This window comes from Streptomyces sp. NPDC093094, from assembly GCF_044754345.1.
Taxonomy (GTDB): Bacteria; Actinomycetota; Actinomycetes; order Streptomycetales; family Streptomycetaceae; genus Streptomyces.
Window position 1 is genome coordinate 1 of record NZ_JBIVOX010000009.1, and the last position, 14,097, is coordinate 14,097.

Consider the following 14,097-nt stretch of genomic DNA (forward strand, 5'->3'; position numbering starts at 1 on the left):
AAGCCCTTCTTCAGGGCCAGTTCCCGGACCGCGGCGTAGGACCCCGCGAAACCGATGCCGGCGATGATCACGGCACCGAAGACCACCACGCCGATGAGAACGCGGTGCATCCGTGTCAGCTGTATGGGCGCGGCCACCCGTACTCCTCTCCCACTGCGTGCTGGCTGTGCGGCCAACAGAGTGGCACATCTGTACGGGGGACGGGTGGCCGGTCCCGGTGACGGCTTTCGGGGGCCGTCGGCGGCGTCAGCTCTTGCGGACGGGCGACTTCGGCGAAGTCCCGGATCCACCGGTCGACTTGGAGCCGGACGACGACCCGGAGGCCGAGCCCGAGGACGCCGATCCGGACTTCGAGGCGGACTTCGACGCCGACGGCGCCGCACCCCCGCCGGTCGCCTGGTTCGCCTTCAGCACCGCCGCGACGGCCTCCTTGGCCGCCCTCTGGGCGTCCTTCATCAGGTCGTCGGCGTCGGGCGTCTTGTCGCCCGCCAGGCCCGCGCCGTTGTAGTCCACGGTCACGACGACGTTCTCGGCCCGGGCCACGACCGTCTGCTGCTTGAAGGAGCCTTCCTTCTTCTTCAGGTCGTAGCGCACGGCCGTCGCCTCGTCGCCGATGCCGGCCGCCGGGGCCGTCTTCACGTTCTTCGCGCCGGTCGTCGCGCCGGCGTCCGCGATCTGGCCGTCGTAGTACTCCTTGGCCAGCTCGTCGCCCGCGCCGCGTGTGACGTCCGACTCGAAGCGCAGCAGCGAGACGTTCAGCCAGCGGAACTGCGAGCCCTTGACGCCGTTGTTGTCGAGGCTGTCCCAGGAGCAGCTCGCCCGCGACTCCAGATTGTCCGAACTGCCCTCCTTGCCCGCCTTTCGGGCTTCCGGGGTCAGATCGTCGAGTATGTCGTCCGACAGGACGTCGCACGCCTCCGGCAGCGTGTCGTACGCCGCCTCCCGCACGGTCGGGGACGGGCTCGCGGTGACGCCCGGGGACGCCTTCTTCGCGTCACCGGAGCCGGAGTCGGAGCCGGAGCCGGAGTCGGAGGAGCAGGCCGTGGCGAGCAGCGCCAGGGGGAGGGCGGCGGCAGCCACGAGGAGGCGCCCGCGCCGCATCGGGCGCTGGTCACGCTGGGCACGCTGGAAAGACCGGTCGGCTCGCTGTGCTCGTCGCTGCATGGTTCCTTCACTCATGACGCTCGTGGTTCCTGCCGTCGGATCGGGTCCGAGGGGCCACCGTACGCGGTGAGGGAGGCGGGCGGCCTCGCTTCGGGTGCTTCGCCGGATCGCCCGGACCGGCCGCGCAAGTGCCTCAGTCCGACAGGGAGTCGGCGAGCCGGTACGCCAGTTTCCTTGCCCTGTCCTGCATTTCCTTGCTGTCGGGCACGACTCCGACGGTCGCCGGCTGCTCCTCGTACTCGATGGTCACGATGACGTTCGACGTGCGGAACGCCACAGTCACCGTGCGGCGCTTGGCCGTCGAGCCGGAGCTGCCGAGCACGTCGTCGACGAACGCCTCCTCGCCGAGGTCGTCCAGGAGCCGGGGCTGGAGCTCGGTGGGTGTCGCGGAGGGGCCGGGGCTGCCGCTCGCGGAGGCGGACGGGGAGCCGCTGGGTGAGGCGTCCGGGGTCCCGCCGGGGCTGCCGGACGGCTTGCCGGACGGGCTCGACGTGGCCTCGGGCCCGCCCGCCGACGGCGAGCCCGACCCGGTCCCGCCCTCGGCCCCGGTGTCCGTGGCGGCCGGTTCGGGGAGATCCGCGTCGGTGACCTTCCCCGCGAAGAGGGACTCGGCCTCGCTGTCGTCGCTGACGCCCGTGTCGTACGACACCACCCGTTCGAGGTCGATCAGCAGGTGGTCCGTGGCCGTGGCCGACTCCACCTTCCAGCGGCAGCCGACCTTGCGGTCCGTGTCGTAGGTGACCGTGGCCTCGCCCTCGTACGCCTGCACGCGCTGGGTCTCGTCGGTGATCTCGCGGATGCCGGGCAGGAGGGAGTCGAGGGTGTCGTGGCTGACGGCTCCGCAGGGCTCGGGCAGCGTGCCGTAGCGGCCCGGCTCCACCCGGGTGGCGGTCGTGCCGCTGTCCTCGGGGTTGGAGCCGTCCGTGGTGGTGCCGCCGTCGGAGCCACCGGTGCAGCCGGCCAGCAGCGCCGCGAGGAGGGCGGCGGTGCCGGGTACATATGCCTTCCGCTGCACGGTCGGGCTCCTCTCGGTCGGTGTCCCCGCTGGTTCCATGGCGCCGCTGGGCCGTGGAACCGCTGGTTATTCGGTTGCCGCGCGGGGGCGTCGCCCGCAGACAATGTGTATCGCACGCACTGCCGTGGACGCCGGTCCGCTGTCCCTTTTCATTGACCCTGGCGCCGGTTTTGCGATTTGAGGCTTCTGTTTGTTTTCCGGGGGAATGAGGACGATATGTCGTACGTCGAGGTGCCGGGCGCGCAGGTACCCATCCGTATGTGGGCCGACCCGGCGACGGTCGAGGACGGCGCCATGCAGCAGCTCCGCAACGTCTCGACGCTGCCGTGGATCAAGGGCCTGGCCGTCATGCCCGACGTCCACTACGGCAAGGGCGCGACCGTCGGCTCCGTCATCGCCATGCAGGGCGCGGTCTGCCCCGCCGCGGTGGGCGTCGACATCGGCTGCGGGATGTCGGCGGTGAGGACGTCCCTCACGGCGAACGACCTCCCCGGCGATCTGTCGCGGCTGCGGTCGAAGATCGAGGAGGCCATTCCGGTGGGACGGGGCATGCACGACAGCCCGGTCGAGCCGGGGCGGTTCCACGGGCTGGCGACCTCGGGCTGGGACGACTTCTGGGGGCGGTTCGACGGGGTGGCCGAGGCGGTCAAGTTCCGTCAGGAGCGTGCCACGAAGCAGATGGGAACGCTCGGATCGGGCAACCATTTCGTCGAACTCTGTGTCGACACGACCGGTGTCGTGTGGCTCATGCTGCACTCCGGCTCCCGCAACATCGGCAAGGAGCTGGCCGAGTTCCACATCGGAGTGGCGCAGAAGCTGCCGCACAACCAGGGCCTGGTCGACCGCGACCTCGCCGTCTTCGTCGCGGACACCCCGCAGATGGCGGCGTACCGCAACGACCTGTTCTGGGCGCAGGAGTACGCCAGGCACAACCGCACGATCATGATGGCGCTCTTCAAGGACGTCGTCCGCAAGGAGCTCAAGAAGGCGAAGCCGGTCTTCGAGCAGGAGATCAGCGCCCATCACAACTACGTGGCCGAGGAGCGCTACGACGGAATGGACCTGCTCGTCACCCGCAAGGGCGCGATCCGCGCGGGTTCCGGCGACTACGGGATCATCCCCGGCTCGATGGGCACCGGTTCGTACATCGTGAAGGGCCTCGGGAACCCGCTGTCCTTCAACTCGGCCTCGCACGGCGCCGGCCGGCGCATGAGCCGCAACGCCGCCAAGCGGCGCTTCTCCACGAAGGACCTGGAGGAGCAGACGCGGGGTGTGGAGTGCCGCAAGGACTCCGGCGTCGTGGACGAGATACCGGGCGCCTACAAGCCGATCGAGCAGGTCATCGACCAGCAGCGGGACCTCGTCGAGGTCGTCGCGAAGCTGAAGCAGGTCATCTGCGTCAAGGGCTGAACGCGGGGTCCGCCGCGCTACCCGGCGTGCCGGACCGCGTAGATCATGACGAGCGCCACGATGTGGATGCCGAAGAGGAAGTAGGCGAGCCACATCCACATCTGGCGCTCGTCGCGTCGTTCGCGGGCCCGGCGTGCCTCGCGGTGGGCCGGGGGTTCGGGAGAGGTCACGGCTGCTCGCGGTGGACCTTGGTGTTGGACGCCTGGGCGCGGGGGCGGACGACGAGGAGGTCGATGTTGACGTGGCTGGGGCGGGTGACCGCCCAGACGATCGTGTCGGCGACGTCCTCGGCGGACAGCGGGTCGGCGACGCCCGCGTAGACCTTCTCCGCCTTCGCCGTGTCGCCGCCGAAGCGGGTCAGGGCGAACTCCTCCGTCTTCACCATGCCGGGCGCGACCTCGATCACCCGCACCGGCCGGCCGACGATCTCCAGCCGGAGGGTCTCGGCGAGGACGTGCGCGCCGTGCTTGGCGGCGACGTAGCCCGCGCCGCCCTCGTAGGTGCCGTGGCCCGCGGTGGAGGAGACCACGACCACCGTGCCGTCGCCGCTCGCCTCCAGCTTGGGGAGCAGGGCCTGGGTGAGGTTCAGGGTGCCGATGACGTTGGTCTCGTACATCGTGCGCCAGTCGTCGGGGGAGCCGGTCGCGACCGGGTCGGCGCCGAGGGCTCCGCCGGCGTTGTTGACCAGGACGCCGATCGTGGCGAACGCCGTCGCGAACTCGTCGACCGCGGCACGGTCGGTGACGTCCAGCTGGTAGGCGGTCGCGGAGTGGCCGGCCGCGACTATTTCCTCGGCGAGCGCCTCGATGCGGTCCTTGCGGCGCGCGGTGAGCACGACGCGGTGGCCGGCCGCGGCGAGCTGCCGGGCGGTGGCGGCGCCGATTCCGCTGCTCGCACCGGTGACGACGGCGATGCGGGAGGCGGCGGAGGGTGCGGCGGTGGCCATGGGGCTGCTCCTCGTGCTGGCGTTCGTAGGACCGGGCTCCCGCCAGGATAGGCGGCCGCCGCGGGCTGCCGGCGCGGGCGTCCGGCGTCCGGTCAGCCGTTGCGCGGGGCCCACATGATCACGGCCATTCCGGCGAGGCAGACCAGCGCGCCGGTGATGTCCCAGCGGTCGGGGCGGTAGCCGTCCGCGACCACGCCCCAGGCGATCGACCCGGCGACGAAGATCCCGCCGTAGGCGGCGAGGATGCGGCCGAAGTGGGCGTCGGGCTGGAAGGTGGCGACGAAGCCGTACGCGCCGAGGGCGAGGACGCCGCCGGTGATCCACAGCCAGCCGCGGTGCTCGCGCACGCCCTGCCACACGAGCCAGGCCCCGCCGATCTCGAAGAGGGCGGCCACGACGAAGAGCGCTGCGGAGCGCAGTACATCCATGCGGGCAGCCTGACACGCCGTGCGGGTGTCACCTGATGGAGGGCGCCTGCGGGCCGGTGGCGCGTGGGATGCATAGCCGTGCGTACCGGGTGCACACCGACGGGCCCGGTGGAGTACGGGAGCGAGGGCTGGTGGGCGGTATGCGGACGGTGGCGCGGGGGTTCGTGGTGTGGGGCGCGGTGCTGGGGCTGGCCGGCACGGGGGCGCCGGGGGCCGGTGCGGTGAGCGGGGCGCGGGCGGTGGCGGACGCGGCTCCGGCCGCCTCGGCGGGTGCGGGCCCGGAGGCCGATCTGGCGTACCACGGGTCCGCCGGGCTGGCGGACGGATGGATGCGGGTGCGGTTCGTGGCGCGCAACCACGGGCCCGAGGCGGTGCCGGACGCGACGGTACGGCTGCGCTGGTCGGTGCCGCCGGCCGACCGGCAGGAACTGCCGCAGGGGTGCGCGCGCTCGGGCGTGCGGGCGGTGGTGTGCCGGACGGGGGCGCTGCCGGCGGACGGGCTGGGGGAGCCGGTGGAGCTGGCGGTGCGGCTGCGGGGGACGCCCACGGAGGCGTTCCTGGAGCTGGACACGCTGTGGGGCGGGGGCGCGGTCGACCGGAACCGGGACAACGACCGGCAGCGGGTGCTGGTGCTGGACACCGGGGACACGTACTTCTTCTGAAGGGCCGGTTCCCTCCGGCCGGCCGGGGCGCGTCCGCGCGCGGGTGTCAGCCGGCCGGCTGGGTGTCGTAGAGCTCGCGGGCCCGGTGGACCTCGTCGAAGTGGGACTCGGCCCAGTCCTTCACGGCGGTCAGCAGCAGGGCGAGGCTGCTGCCGAGCGGGGTGAGTTCGTAGTCGACGCGGACCGGGACGGACGGGGTGACGGTGCGCACGAGGATGCCGTCGCGCTCCAGGGAACGCAGGGTCTGGGTGAGCATCTTGGGGCTCACTCCGGCGATCTTGCGGCTGAGGTCGCTGTAGCGCATGGGGCCGGGGGCGAGGGCGGAGACGACCAGGCTGACCCACTTGTCGCTGATCCGGTCGAGCAGCTGGTTGGTGGGGCACGCCTTGATGAACGCGTCGTACTCGGCGCGTGCCCGGTCGCGCTTCTGGGCGGCGGTCATGGTCGCCATGGCTCTCCTTCGGGTGAGGTAGGCACCTCCAGGTAACTACTTCCCCCTGGATAGTAACTCTTCCTAGGGTTGTGGTCACGGGGCAGGGAGTCCCGCAAGGACCCAGGGAACGGGGAGAGTTGAGATGCGTGCTGCTGTGGTGACGGAGTTCGGCGGTCCCGAGGCCGTGCGGATCGTGGAGGACGCGGTGCCCGAGCCGGGAGCGCGCCAGGTCCGGATCAAGGTCGCGGCGGCGACGCTGAACCCGGTGGACGCGGGGGTGCGCGCCGGCGCGTTCGGCGGGGCCGGTACGCGGATGGGCCTCGGCTGGGACGTGGCCGGGACGGTGGACGCGGTGGGTGTCGCGGCGGCGTGGCACGTGGGCGAGGAGGTCGTCGCCCTGCAGTACGGCGTGGCGAAGACGCTGGGCGCGCACGCCGAGTACGTCGTCGTCGACGCGGACGCGGTGGCCAAGGCGCCGGTGTCGGCCGACGCGGTGCACGCGGCGACGCTGCCGCTGAACGCGCTGACGGCGGCGCAGGCGCTGGATCTGCTGGAGCTGCGGCCGGGGCAGTCGCTGCTGGTGACGGGCGCGGCCGGGGCGGTCGGGGGGTTCGCGGTGCAGCTCGCGGCGGCGGCCGGGGTGGCCGTGACGGGGCTGGCGCGGGCCGGGGACGAGGAGCTGGTGCGGTCGCTGGGGGCCTCGGGGTTCGTCACCGAGGGGACCGACGCCGGGTTCGACGCGGTGCTGGACGCGGCCGTGCTGGGGGAGCGGGCGCTGGCCTGGGTGCGGGACGAGGGGGCGTACGCGGGAGTGATCCCGCAGGCCGAGCCGGCCTCGGTGCGGGGGGTCCGGGTGGGCGCCGTCGAGGTGAGCCCGGACGGGGCGCGGCTGGCGGAGCTGGCGCGGCTGCTGGACGAAGGTGTGCTGACCGTGCGGGTGGCCGAGGTGTTCCCCCTGGACGACGCGGTCGAGGCGCACGCCCGCCTGGCGGAGGGCGGCGTACGGGGGCGGCTGGTGCTGGTGCCGTAGCGCGTGCGCTCGCCGGAGCGGAGGGCTTGCCCGCCGGGGGCGGGGTGCGGGTGTCGGGTGCTGGGGGCAGGCCAGGGGCGGCCGACCTCGGGGGCCGCGTGTGCCCGGTGTCCGTGCGGCGGGGTCTTTCGTGTCCCGGGTCCGTCGCCGGGGGCGGCCGGTGCCCGTGCCGGTGTCAGTGTCGGCCCCGGCGTCGGCCCCGGACCCGGTGTCGGACCCCGCCCCGGACCCGGACCCGGACCCGGTGTCGACCCCGGACCCGGTGTCGGACCCCGCCCCGCCCCCGGCCCCGGCCTCGGCCCCGGCCCCGGACCCGGCCTCGGCCTCGGACCCGGCCTCGGCCTCGGACCCGGACCCGGACCCGGCCTCGGACCCGGCCCCGGCCCCGGACCCGGTGTCGGACCCCGCCCCGGCCCCGGCCCCGGCCTCGGCCCCGGCCCCGGACCCGGCCTCGGACCCGGCCTCGGCCTCGGACCCGGACCCGGACCCGGCCTCGGACCCGGCCCCGGCCCCGGACCCGGTGTCGGACCCCGCCCCGCCCCGGCCCCGGCCCCGGCCTCGGCCCCGGCCCCGGCCTCGGACCCGGACCCGGCCTCGGACCCGGCCCCGGCCCCGGACCCGGTGTCGGACCCCGCCCCGCCCCGCCCCGGCCCCGGCCTCGGACCCGGACCCGGCCTCGGACCCGGCCCCGGCCCCGGACCCGGTGTCGGACCCCGCCCCGGATCCGGACCCGGTGTCCGCGCCGGTGGTGTGGTGCGGGGTCCGGTGGGGCCGGGTGCTTCTCGGGCCGGGGTCTCTCCCGCTCCTCCGCAGGGCCTCGGGAATAGGGCTGGTGGTGCGACCGTTCAGCGGTATAGTTCAACGGTCAACTACTTGGAGGGCGGCCATGCAGTTCGGGATCTTCACCGTCGGTGACGTCACGCCGGACCCCACCACGGGGCGTACGCCGAGCGAGGCGGAGCGGATCAAGGCCATGACCGCCATCGCGCTGAGGGCCGAGGAGGCCGGGCTCGACGTGTTCGCCATGGGTGAGCACCACAACCCGCCGTTCGTGCCGTCGTCGCCGACGACCATGCTGGGCTGGATCGCCGCCCGCACCGAGCGGATCATCCTCTCCACGTCCACCACGCTGATCACCACCAACGACCCGGTGAAGATCGCCGAGGACTACGCGATGCTCCAGCACCTCGCCGACGGGCGCGTGGACCTGATGATGGGCCGCGGCAACACCGGCCCCGTCTACCCCTGGTTCGGCAAGGACATCCGCGACGGCATCGACCTGGCCATCGAGAACTACGCCCTGCTGCGGCGGCTGTGGCGCGAGGACGTCGTGAACTGGGAGGGCAAGTTCCGCACCCCCCTCCAGGGCTTCACCTCCACCCCGCGCCCGCTGGACGACGTACCGCCGTTCGTCTGGCACGGCTCCATCCGCTCGCCGGAGATCGCCGAACAGGCCGCGTACTACGGCGACGGCTTCTTCCACAACAACATCTTCTGGCCGGCCGACCACACCAAGCGGATGGTCGAGCTGTACCGGAGCCGGTACGCCCACTACGGTCACGGCACCCCCGAGCAGGCGATCGTCGGACTCGGCGGCCAGGTGTTCATGCGGAGGAACTCGCAGGACGCGGTGCGCGAGTTCCGGCCGTACTTCGACAACGCGCCGGTCTACGGTCACGGGCCCTCCCTGGAGGACTTCACCGACCAGACCCCGCTCACCGTCGGCTCGCCGGAGCAGGTGATCGAGAAGACGCTGGGCTTCCGCGAGTACGCCGGTGACTACCAGCGCCAGCTGTTCCTCGTCGACCACGCCGGGCTGCCGCTGAAGACCGTGCTGGAGCAGATCGACATGCTCGGCGAGGAGGTCGTGCCCGTGCTCCGCAAGGAGTTCGCCGCCGGGCGGCCGGAGAACGTGCCGGACGCCCCCACCCACCGGTCCCTGCTGTCCGCCGCACGGTCGAAGGAGGTCGTGGCATGAAGCTCGTCGTCGTCTCCGCGGGACTGAGCGTCCCGTCGTCCACCCGGCTGCTCGCCGACCGGCTGGCCGCCGCCGTCGGGCGGGAGACCCCCGTCGAGGTACAGGCCGTCGAGCTGCGCGAGCTCGCCGTGGAGATCGCGCAGAACCTCACCAACGGCTTTCCCGGGCGGGCCCTCGCCGCCGCGCTCGACGCCGTGACCGGGGCGGACGGGCTGATCGTCGTCACACCGGTGTTCTCGGCCTCGTACAGCGGGCTGTTCAAGTCGTTCTTCGACGTGCTCGACCGGGACGCCCTGACCGGCAAGCCCGTGCTGATCGCCGCGACCGGCGGCAGCGCCCGGCACTCGCTGGTGCTGGAGCACGCGCTGCGGCCGCTGTTCGCCCATCTGCGCGCGGTCGTCGTCCCGACCGGGGTGTACGCCGCCTCGGAGGACTGGGGCGCCGAAGGTCTCCAGGACCGCGTCGAGCGGGCCGCGGGCGAGCTGGCCGCGCTGATGACCGGGCTCGGCGCGCGGCGGCCCGCCCCGAAGGACGACCTCGCGGTCGTGCCGTTCGAGCAGCGGCTCGCGGCGCTGCGGCCCGCCGGGTGAGCAGACGGTGAGAACAGGGAGCAGGCAGGCCGGGGACGCCCGTCCGCACCAGTGGCTTTGTCACACTGGACGGGTGGCCCCGACTGTTCTGCTCGCCGAAGACGACCGCGCGATCCGGCACGCCCTGGAGCGTGCCCTGACCCTGGAGGGCTACCGGGTGACGGCGGTCGCCGACGGTGCGGAGGCGCTGGAGCAGGCGCACCGGACCCCTCCGGACGTGCTCGTGCTGGACGTGATGATGCCCGGCAAGGACGGGCTCCAGGTCTGCCGGGAGCTGCGCGCCGAGGGCGACCGCACGCCGATCATGATGCTGACCGCGCTCGTGGAGACCGCCGACCGTATCGCCGGCCTGGACGCCGGCGCGGACGACTACGTCGTCAAGCCCTTCGACGTCGAGGAGGTCTTCGCCCGGCTGCGCGCCCTGCTGCGCCGCACCGGCACGGACACCGCCGCGGCCTCCTCCTCCTCCTCCGCCGCCTCCTCCGCCTCCGCCGAGCAGCCCGTACGGGACGCGGCCCAGGGGCAGCTGGAGGCGGCCGGGCTGCGCATGGACCCGCAGGCCCGGCGTGCCTGGCGCGGCGGACGTGAACTGGAGCTGACCCGAACCGAGTTCGAGCTGCTGGAGCTTCTCGTACGGCACGCGGGCACGGTCCTGGAGCACGCCACCGTCTACGACCGCATCTGGGGCTACGACTTCGGGCCCGGCTCCAAGAACCTCGCCGTGTACGTCGGTTACCTGCGCCGCAAGCTGGACGAACCCGGTGCCCCGCAGCTGATCCACACCGTCCGCGGGGTGGGTTACGTGCTGCGGGAGGGCTGAGTGGACGGCAGGCTCCGGCGGCTGCTGGCGGAGCGGCGGCTCCGGCTGGTGTCGCTGCGCACCACTTTCGCGCTGTCGTTCGCCGCGGTGACCGCGGGAGTGACCGTCCTCGTCGGCATCCTGTCGTACGGTGCCGCGGCCCGGCTGGTGCGGGTGGACCAGCAGACCGTGTTCGACCAGGTGGTCCAGGACGTACGGGCCGAGGTGCGGCGCGCTCCGATGACCCCGGCCGACTTCTCCTCCGCGCCCGGCCACGACCTGGTCCGCCCGGCCCGCACGGACGTGCAGGTGCTCGGGCCGGACGGACGTGTCTTCGACGAGGGCAGCCCGGGACTGCCGGTCGGGGACGACGACCGGCTGATCTCGGGCGCCGCGCCGGCCGGGCGGCTGGTGGTGCACGAGGGGGTGGACGTCGGGGACGACGTCTACCGGGTGGCGACCGTCGCCCTCGGCGGCGGCCGCGGCGCGGTCCAGGTGGGACAGCAGTTCAGCGACACCGAGGATCTGCTGCGGGTGCTCCAGCAGCGCACGCTGGTCATGGTCGGGGCGGTGGTCCTGGGCGCGGGCCTGTTCGGCTGGTGGCTGGCCTGGCGGATCACCCGCAAGCTGGTGGTGCTCACCTCGGCCGCGGAGGCCGTCGCGCGGACCCGGCGCCTCGGCATCGAGGTGCCGGTGTCCGGCAACGACGAGGTCGGGCGGCTCGGCCGGGCCTTCGACCGGATGCTCGGGCGGCTCGCGCAGTCGGAGGAGGACCAGCGGCGGCTGGTCCAGGACGCGGGGCACGAGCTGCGGACGCCGCTGACCTCGCTGCGCACCAACATCTCCCTGCTGCGCCGGATGGACGAGCTGCCCCCCGAGGCCCGCGAGGAACTGGTCGCCGACCTCGGGCAGGAGGCGCGGGAACTGACCGACCTGGTGAACGAGCTGGTCGACCTCGCCGCCGGGCAGTCGGACAGCGAGCCCGCGCAGCCGGTGGACCTCGCCGGGGTCGCCGAGGAGGTCGCCGCGCTCGCGCGCCGGCGCACCGGGCGGGAGATCGTGGTGCACACGAGCGGCGCGGCCGTGACCCAGGGGCGGGCCGGGTCGCTGACCCGGGCGGTGTCCAACCTGGTCGAGAACGCGGCCAAGTTCGACCGGGGCGGGGCCTCGGCGATCGAGATCCGCGTCGGCGGGGGCGCGGGGCAGCCGGTGCGGGTGGAGGTGCTGGACCGGGGGCCGGGGATCGGGCAGGGGGATCTCGTGCGGGTCTTCGACCGCTTCTACCGGGCCGCCGACGCGCGGGCCCTGCCCGGGTCGGGGCTCGGTCTGTCGATCGTGCGCGAGGTGGCGGCGGCTCACGGCGGCGCCCCGTTCGCGTACGCGCGCGAGGGCGGCGGTTCGGCGATCGGCTTCACGGTGCGCGAGGCGCGCACGACCGGCCCGGCCGGGGAGCCGCCCCCCGGCTAGGGACACCCGCCCCCGACGCGCCCGTACCGCTGTGAACGTTTTTCGCGGACAGTGCCTGACCGGGCACGGTCCGGTACTAAGGTTCCCTGTGCGTACGCCAGTGGGGGGCGATATGTACGAATTAATCAAGGGTGCCAATGTGGGTCTGGCGACCCTCAGCGAGAGCGTCGACTCCGTGATCGTGAGTCTGGACTGGATCAGTCCGACGGGTGAGGGCGACGCGGATGTCTCCGTCCTGCTGCTGAACACCGACGGCAAGGTGCGCAGCGACGGCGACTTCTACTTCTACAACAACCCGGTCGCCGCCGACGGGAGCGTGCAGCTCCTGGGCAAGACGCCGACGGGCAGCGGCAACCAGGACCGGATCGGCTTCGATCTGACCGCGATCCCCGACGCCGTCGACCGGATCGTCGTGGCGGCGAGCCGGTACGGGGGAGCCCACTTCGGGGAACTGGACGACATCCGGCTGACGCTGGCCGACGGTTCCGGCGAGAACCTGCTCCGGTTCGCGATCGACGACGCGGGCTCGGTGAGCGCATTCATCTTCGGCGAGCTCTACCGCCGTGGCGGACAGTGGAAGATCCGGGCCGTCGGGCAGGGCTACGACAGCGGACTGGCCGGTCTGGCGACTGACTTCGGCGTCGACATCGACGACGACGCGGCCGCCGAGAAGGAGGCCGACGGCGAGACCGGCGCAGAGTCCGACGGCGGACCCGGTGGTGGACCGGCGGACGCAGTGCTCGCGGCGGTCCCCGGCGACGGCGGGCGGCAGGAGGCGTCGGAGGCCGTCCCGGCACCCCGGGCGCCCGCGGCGGACGAGAACGTGCCGAGGAATCCGGCTCGGCGGCCCCGTACCGCCAAGAAGAAGGTCACCCTGCCCAGGGCGCCCAGGAGATCCTTGGCGGAGAACGAGTCCTGGAGGGAGGCCCGGCTCTTTCCCGTCTCCGCGCTCAAGAGCGACCGGGACCGTGAGACGCGTGCCACCTCGGTGCTGCTGTCGGTGATGACCCAGGTCCCCGAGTTCGGCCGCAGACTCACCGCGGCGTTCGGGGCTCCGGCCGGCCGTATGGAGACCTTCACCGAGGTCTCTCTGCGGCACGGTGACACCCCGCGGCGCCCTGACGGTGTGATCCGTGTGGAGCGTGCGGGCAAACTCTGGACGGCGCTGGTCGAGACGAAGACCAACGGCAACGCCCTCAGGGCCGAACAGGTGCAGGCGTACATGGACATCGCCGCGCGCCGGGGCTACGAGGCGGTCGTCACCCTGTCGAACGACGTTGCGCTGGAGGGAAGTCCGCTGGTCGACGTCAGAGTCGACGGGCGGCGCAAGCACAAGGTGGCCCTGTGGCACCTGTCCTGGGCGGAGGTGACCCACCAGGCCCAGATGCTGATCCGGCACGACGGCGTGGGCAACATGGCGCACGCCTGGCTGCTCCAGGAGCTCCTGCACTACCTCCAGCACGAGAACTCCGGATGCCACGGCTTCCAGAACATGGGACCGGCCTGGGTTCCCGTGCGCAACGGCATCGACGACGAGACCCTGTGCCAGGGGGACCCGCGCGCCCTGGAGGTGGTGGAGAGCTGGGAGCGGCTCATCCGGCAGGTCTGCCTCGGGCTCGGGGGCGAGCTGGGGCAGCGGGTGCTGCCCGTCCAGCGCGCGAGGCGCGGCACCGATCCCCAGGTCCGCCGGAACCTTCAGGCCGACCAGCTCTGTCTCGACGGCAGGCTCCAGGCGGAGCTGCGGATCGAGAGCATGCCCGGTGTCCTCGCGCTCACGGCGGATCTGCGCACCGGCAAGCTGCGCACGTCCGTCGAGATCCCCGCGCCCGAGCAGGGCTATCCCCTCAGCTGGGCGAAACGGCTCGTGCGGCGGCTCGCCCAGGCTCCCGCCGATCTCCACATCGAGACGTTGGTCGAGGGCGAGGGCGGAGGACCGCGGGGCACGCTGGAGCGGCTGCGTCCGGAGCCCGCCGACATGCTGCCGAGGAACGGGACGCAGATCACCGGCTTCCGGCTCTCCCTGTTCAAGGGGATGGGCAGCACCCGCGGCAACGCGGAGTCGGGCTTCATCCGCAGCGTCGACGACGCCGTGCACCGGTTCTACGGCTCGGTCGTCGCCCACCTGGACCGTCCGGCGTCCCGGCCGGCGGGGGAGCAGGCTGCGGTGGGCTGAGT

Annotated in this window: 15 protein-coding genes; 8 read left to right on the plus strand and 7 right to left on the minus strand. The window is 73.1% G+C overall.

What is annotated here, in order from left to right; genetic code table 11:
• From ACIQGV_RS20075 to ACIQGV_RS20085, 3 genes are all read right to left on the minus strand, one after another.
• Positions 1–137: DUF2637 domain-containing protein (locus ACIQGV_RS20075; protein WP_386457821.1), on the minus strand; the 137-nt coding region annotated here is incomplete at its 3' end.
• Between the two features lie 109 nt (positions 138–246).
• Complete coding sequence (locus ACIQGV_RS20080; RefSeq protein WP_402496400.1) at positions 247–1,179, minus strand: DUF3558 domain-containing protein; 933 nt, start codon at positions 1,177–1,179, stop codon at positions 247–249.
• A 118-nt stretch (positions 1,180–1,297) separates the two neighbouring features.
• Entirely contained in the window at positions 1,298–2,179 is an 882-nt protein-coding gene (locus ACIQGV_RS20085; protein WP_402496401.1) for a DUF3558 domain-containing protein, read from the minus strand.
• A gap of 216 nt (positions 2,180–2,395) precedes the next feature.
• On the opposite strand from ACIQGV_RS20085, the gene ACIQGV_RS20090 reads away from it, so the two are divergent.
• Complete coding sequence (locus tag ACIQGV_RS20090) at positions 2,396–3,589, plus strand: RtcB family protein (RefSeq protein ID WP_402496402.1); 1,194 nt, start codon at positions 2,396–2,398, stop codon at positions 3,587–3,589.
• A 17-nt stretch (positions 3,590–3,606) separates the two neighbouring features.
• On the opposite strand, the gene ACIQGV_RS20095 is transcribed toward ACIQGV_RS20090, so the two are convergent.
• The 3 genes from ACIQGV_RS20095 to ACIQGV_RS20105 all read right to left on the minus strand — a co-directional run bounded on the left by ACIQGV_RS20095 (position 3,607) and on the right by ACIQGV_RS20105 (position 4,963).
• Positions 3,607–3,759 carry a hypothetical protein gene (locus ACIQGV_RS20095; protein WP_402496403.1) on the minus strand — a complete coding sequence of 51 codons (153 nt, stop codon included), beginning with the start codon at positions 3,757–3,759 and terminating at the stop codon, positions 3,607–3,609.
• Positions 3,756–4,535: an SDR family NAD(P)-dependent oxidoreductase gene (locus ACIQGV_RS20100; RefSeq protein ID WP_402496404.1), complete on the minus strand. Its 780-nt coding sequence runs from the start codon at positions 4,533–4,535 to the stop codon at positions 3,756–3,758. The genes ACIQGV_RS20095 and ACIQGV_RS20100 overlap by 4 nt, the downstream gene beginning before the upstream one ends.
• Positions 4,536–4,627: 92 nt before the next feature.
• The gene (locus ACIQGV_RS20105) at positions 4,628–4,963 is read right to left on the minus strand and encodes a YnfA family protein (RefSeq protein ID WP_402496405.1); all 336 of its coding nucleotides are present in this window, start codon (positions 4,961–4,963) and stop codon (positions 4,628–4,630) included.
• Positions 4,964–5,103: 140 nt separating this feature from the next.
• On the opposite strand from ACIQGV_RS20105, the gene ACIQGV_RS20110 reads away from it, so the two are divergent.
• Positions 5,104–5,625 carry a hypothetical protein gene (locus ACIQGV_RS20110; RefSeq protein WP_402496781.1) on the plus strand — a complete coding sequence of 174 codons (522 nt, stop codon included), beginning with the start codon at positions 5,104–5,106 and terminating at the stop codon, positions 5,623–5,625.
• 46 nt (positions 5,626–5,671) lie between these two features.
• On the opposite strand, the gene ACIQGV_RS20115 is transcribed toward ACIQGV_RS20110, so the two are convergent.
• Positions 5,672–6,076 carry a winged helix-turn-helix transcriptional regulator gene (locus ACIQGV_RS20115; RefSeq protein ID WP_402496406.1) on the minus strand — a complete coding sequence of 135 codons (405 nt, stop codon included), beginning with the start codon at positions 6,074–6,076 and terminating at the stop codon, positions 5,672–5,674.
• Positions 6,077–6,200: 124 nt separating this feature from the next.
• On the opposite strand from ACIQGV_RS20115, the gene ACIQGV_RS20120 reads away from it, so the two are divergent.
• The 6 genes from ACIQGV_RS20120 (at position 6,201) to ACIQGV_RS20145 (ending at position 14,095) form a co-directional block, all read left to right on the plus strand.
• A complete protein-coding gene (locus ACIQGV_RS20120) occupies positions 6,201–7,088 on the plus strand; it encodes an NADP-dependent oxidoreductase (protein WP_402496407.1) in 888 nt (295 codons plus the stop codon).
• 886 nt (positions 7,089–7,974) lie between these two features.
• The gene (locus tag ACIQGV_RS20125) at positions 7,975–9,066 is read left to right on the plus strand and encodes an LLM class flavin-dependent oxidoreductase (RefSeq protein ID WP_402496408.1); all 1,092 of its coding nucleotides are present in this window, start codon (positions 7,975–7,977) and stop codon (positions 9,064–9,066) included.
• Positions 9,063–9,656: an FMN reductase gene (locus tag ACIQGV_RS20130; protein ID WP_402496409.1), complete on the plus strand. Its 594-nt coding sequence runs from the start codon at positions 9,063–9,065 to the stop codon at positions 9,654–9,656. The genes ACIQGV_RS20125 and ACIQGV_RS20130 overlap by 4 nt, the downstream gene beginning before the upstream one ends.
• 73 nt (positions 9,657–9,729) lie before the next feature.
• The gene (locus tag ACIQGV_RS20135) at positions 9,730–10,476 is read left to right on the plus strand and encodes a response regulator transcription factor (protein ID WP_402496410.1); all 747 of its coding nucleotides are present in this window, start codon (positions 9,730–9,732) and stop codon (positions 10,474–10,476) included.
• Entirely contained in the window at positions 10,477–11,922 is a 1,446-nt protein-coding gene (locus ACIQGV_RS20140) for an ATP-binding protein (protein WP_402496411.1), read from the plus strand.
• A 112-nt stretch (positions 11,923–12,034) separates the two neighbouring features.
• A complete protein-coding gene (locus tag ACIQGV_RS20145; RefSeq protein WP_402496412.1) occupies positions 12,035–14,095 on the plus strand; it encodes a TerD family protein in 2,061 nt (686 codons plus the stop codon).
• Positions 14,096–14,097: the final 2 nt, after the last annotated feature.

What these genes read in the sequence shown, in the direction of transcription:
- ACIQGV_RS20105 (WP_402496405.1), bottom strand. Translation starts at nt 4,963, where the DNA reads ATGGATGTACTGCGCTCCGCAGCGCTCTTCGTCGTGGCCGCCCTCTTC.
- ACIQGV_RS20110 (WP_402496781.1), top strand. Translation starts at nt 5,104, where the DNA reads ATGCGGACGGTGGCGCGGGGGTTCGTGGTGTGGGGCGCGGTGCTGGGG.
- ACIQGV_RS20130 (WP_402496409.1), top strand. Translation starts at nt 9,063, where the DNA reads ATGAAGCTCGTCGTCGTCTCCGCGGGACTGAGCGTCCCGTCGTCCACC.
- ACIQGV_RS20080 (WP_402496400.1), bottom strand. Translation starts at nt 1,179, where the DNA reads ATGAGTGAAGGAACCATGCAGCGACGAGCACAGCGAGCCGACCGGTCT.
- ACIQGV_RS20090 (WP_402496402.1), top strand. Translation starts at nt 2,396, where the DNA reads ATGTCGTACGTCGAGGTGCCGGGCGCGCAGGTACCCATCCGTATGTGG.
- ACIQGV_RS20125 (WP_402496408.1), top strand. Translation starts at nt 7,975, where the DNA reads ATGCAGTTCGGGATCTTCACCGTCGGTGACGTCACGCCGGACCCCACC.
- ACIQGV_RS20100 (WP_402496404.1), bottom strand. Translation starts at nt 4,535, where the DNA reads ATGGCCACCGCCGCACCCTCCGCCGCCTCCCGCATCGCCGTCGTCACC.
- ACIQGV_RS20115 (WP_402496406.1), bottom strand. Translation starts at nt 6,076, where the DNA reads ATGGCGACCATGACCGCCGCCCAGAAGCGCGACCGGGCACGCGCCGAG.
- ACIQGV_RS20145 (WP_402496412.1), top strand. Translation starts at nt 12,035, where the DNA reads ATGTACGAATTAATCAAGGGTGCCAATGTGGGTCTGGCGACCCTCAGC.
- ACIQGV_RS20120 (WP_402496407.1), top strand. Translation starts at nt 6,201, where the DNA reads ATGCGTGCTGCTGTGGTGACGGAGTTCGGCGGTCCCGAGGCCGTGCGG.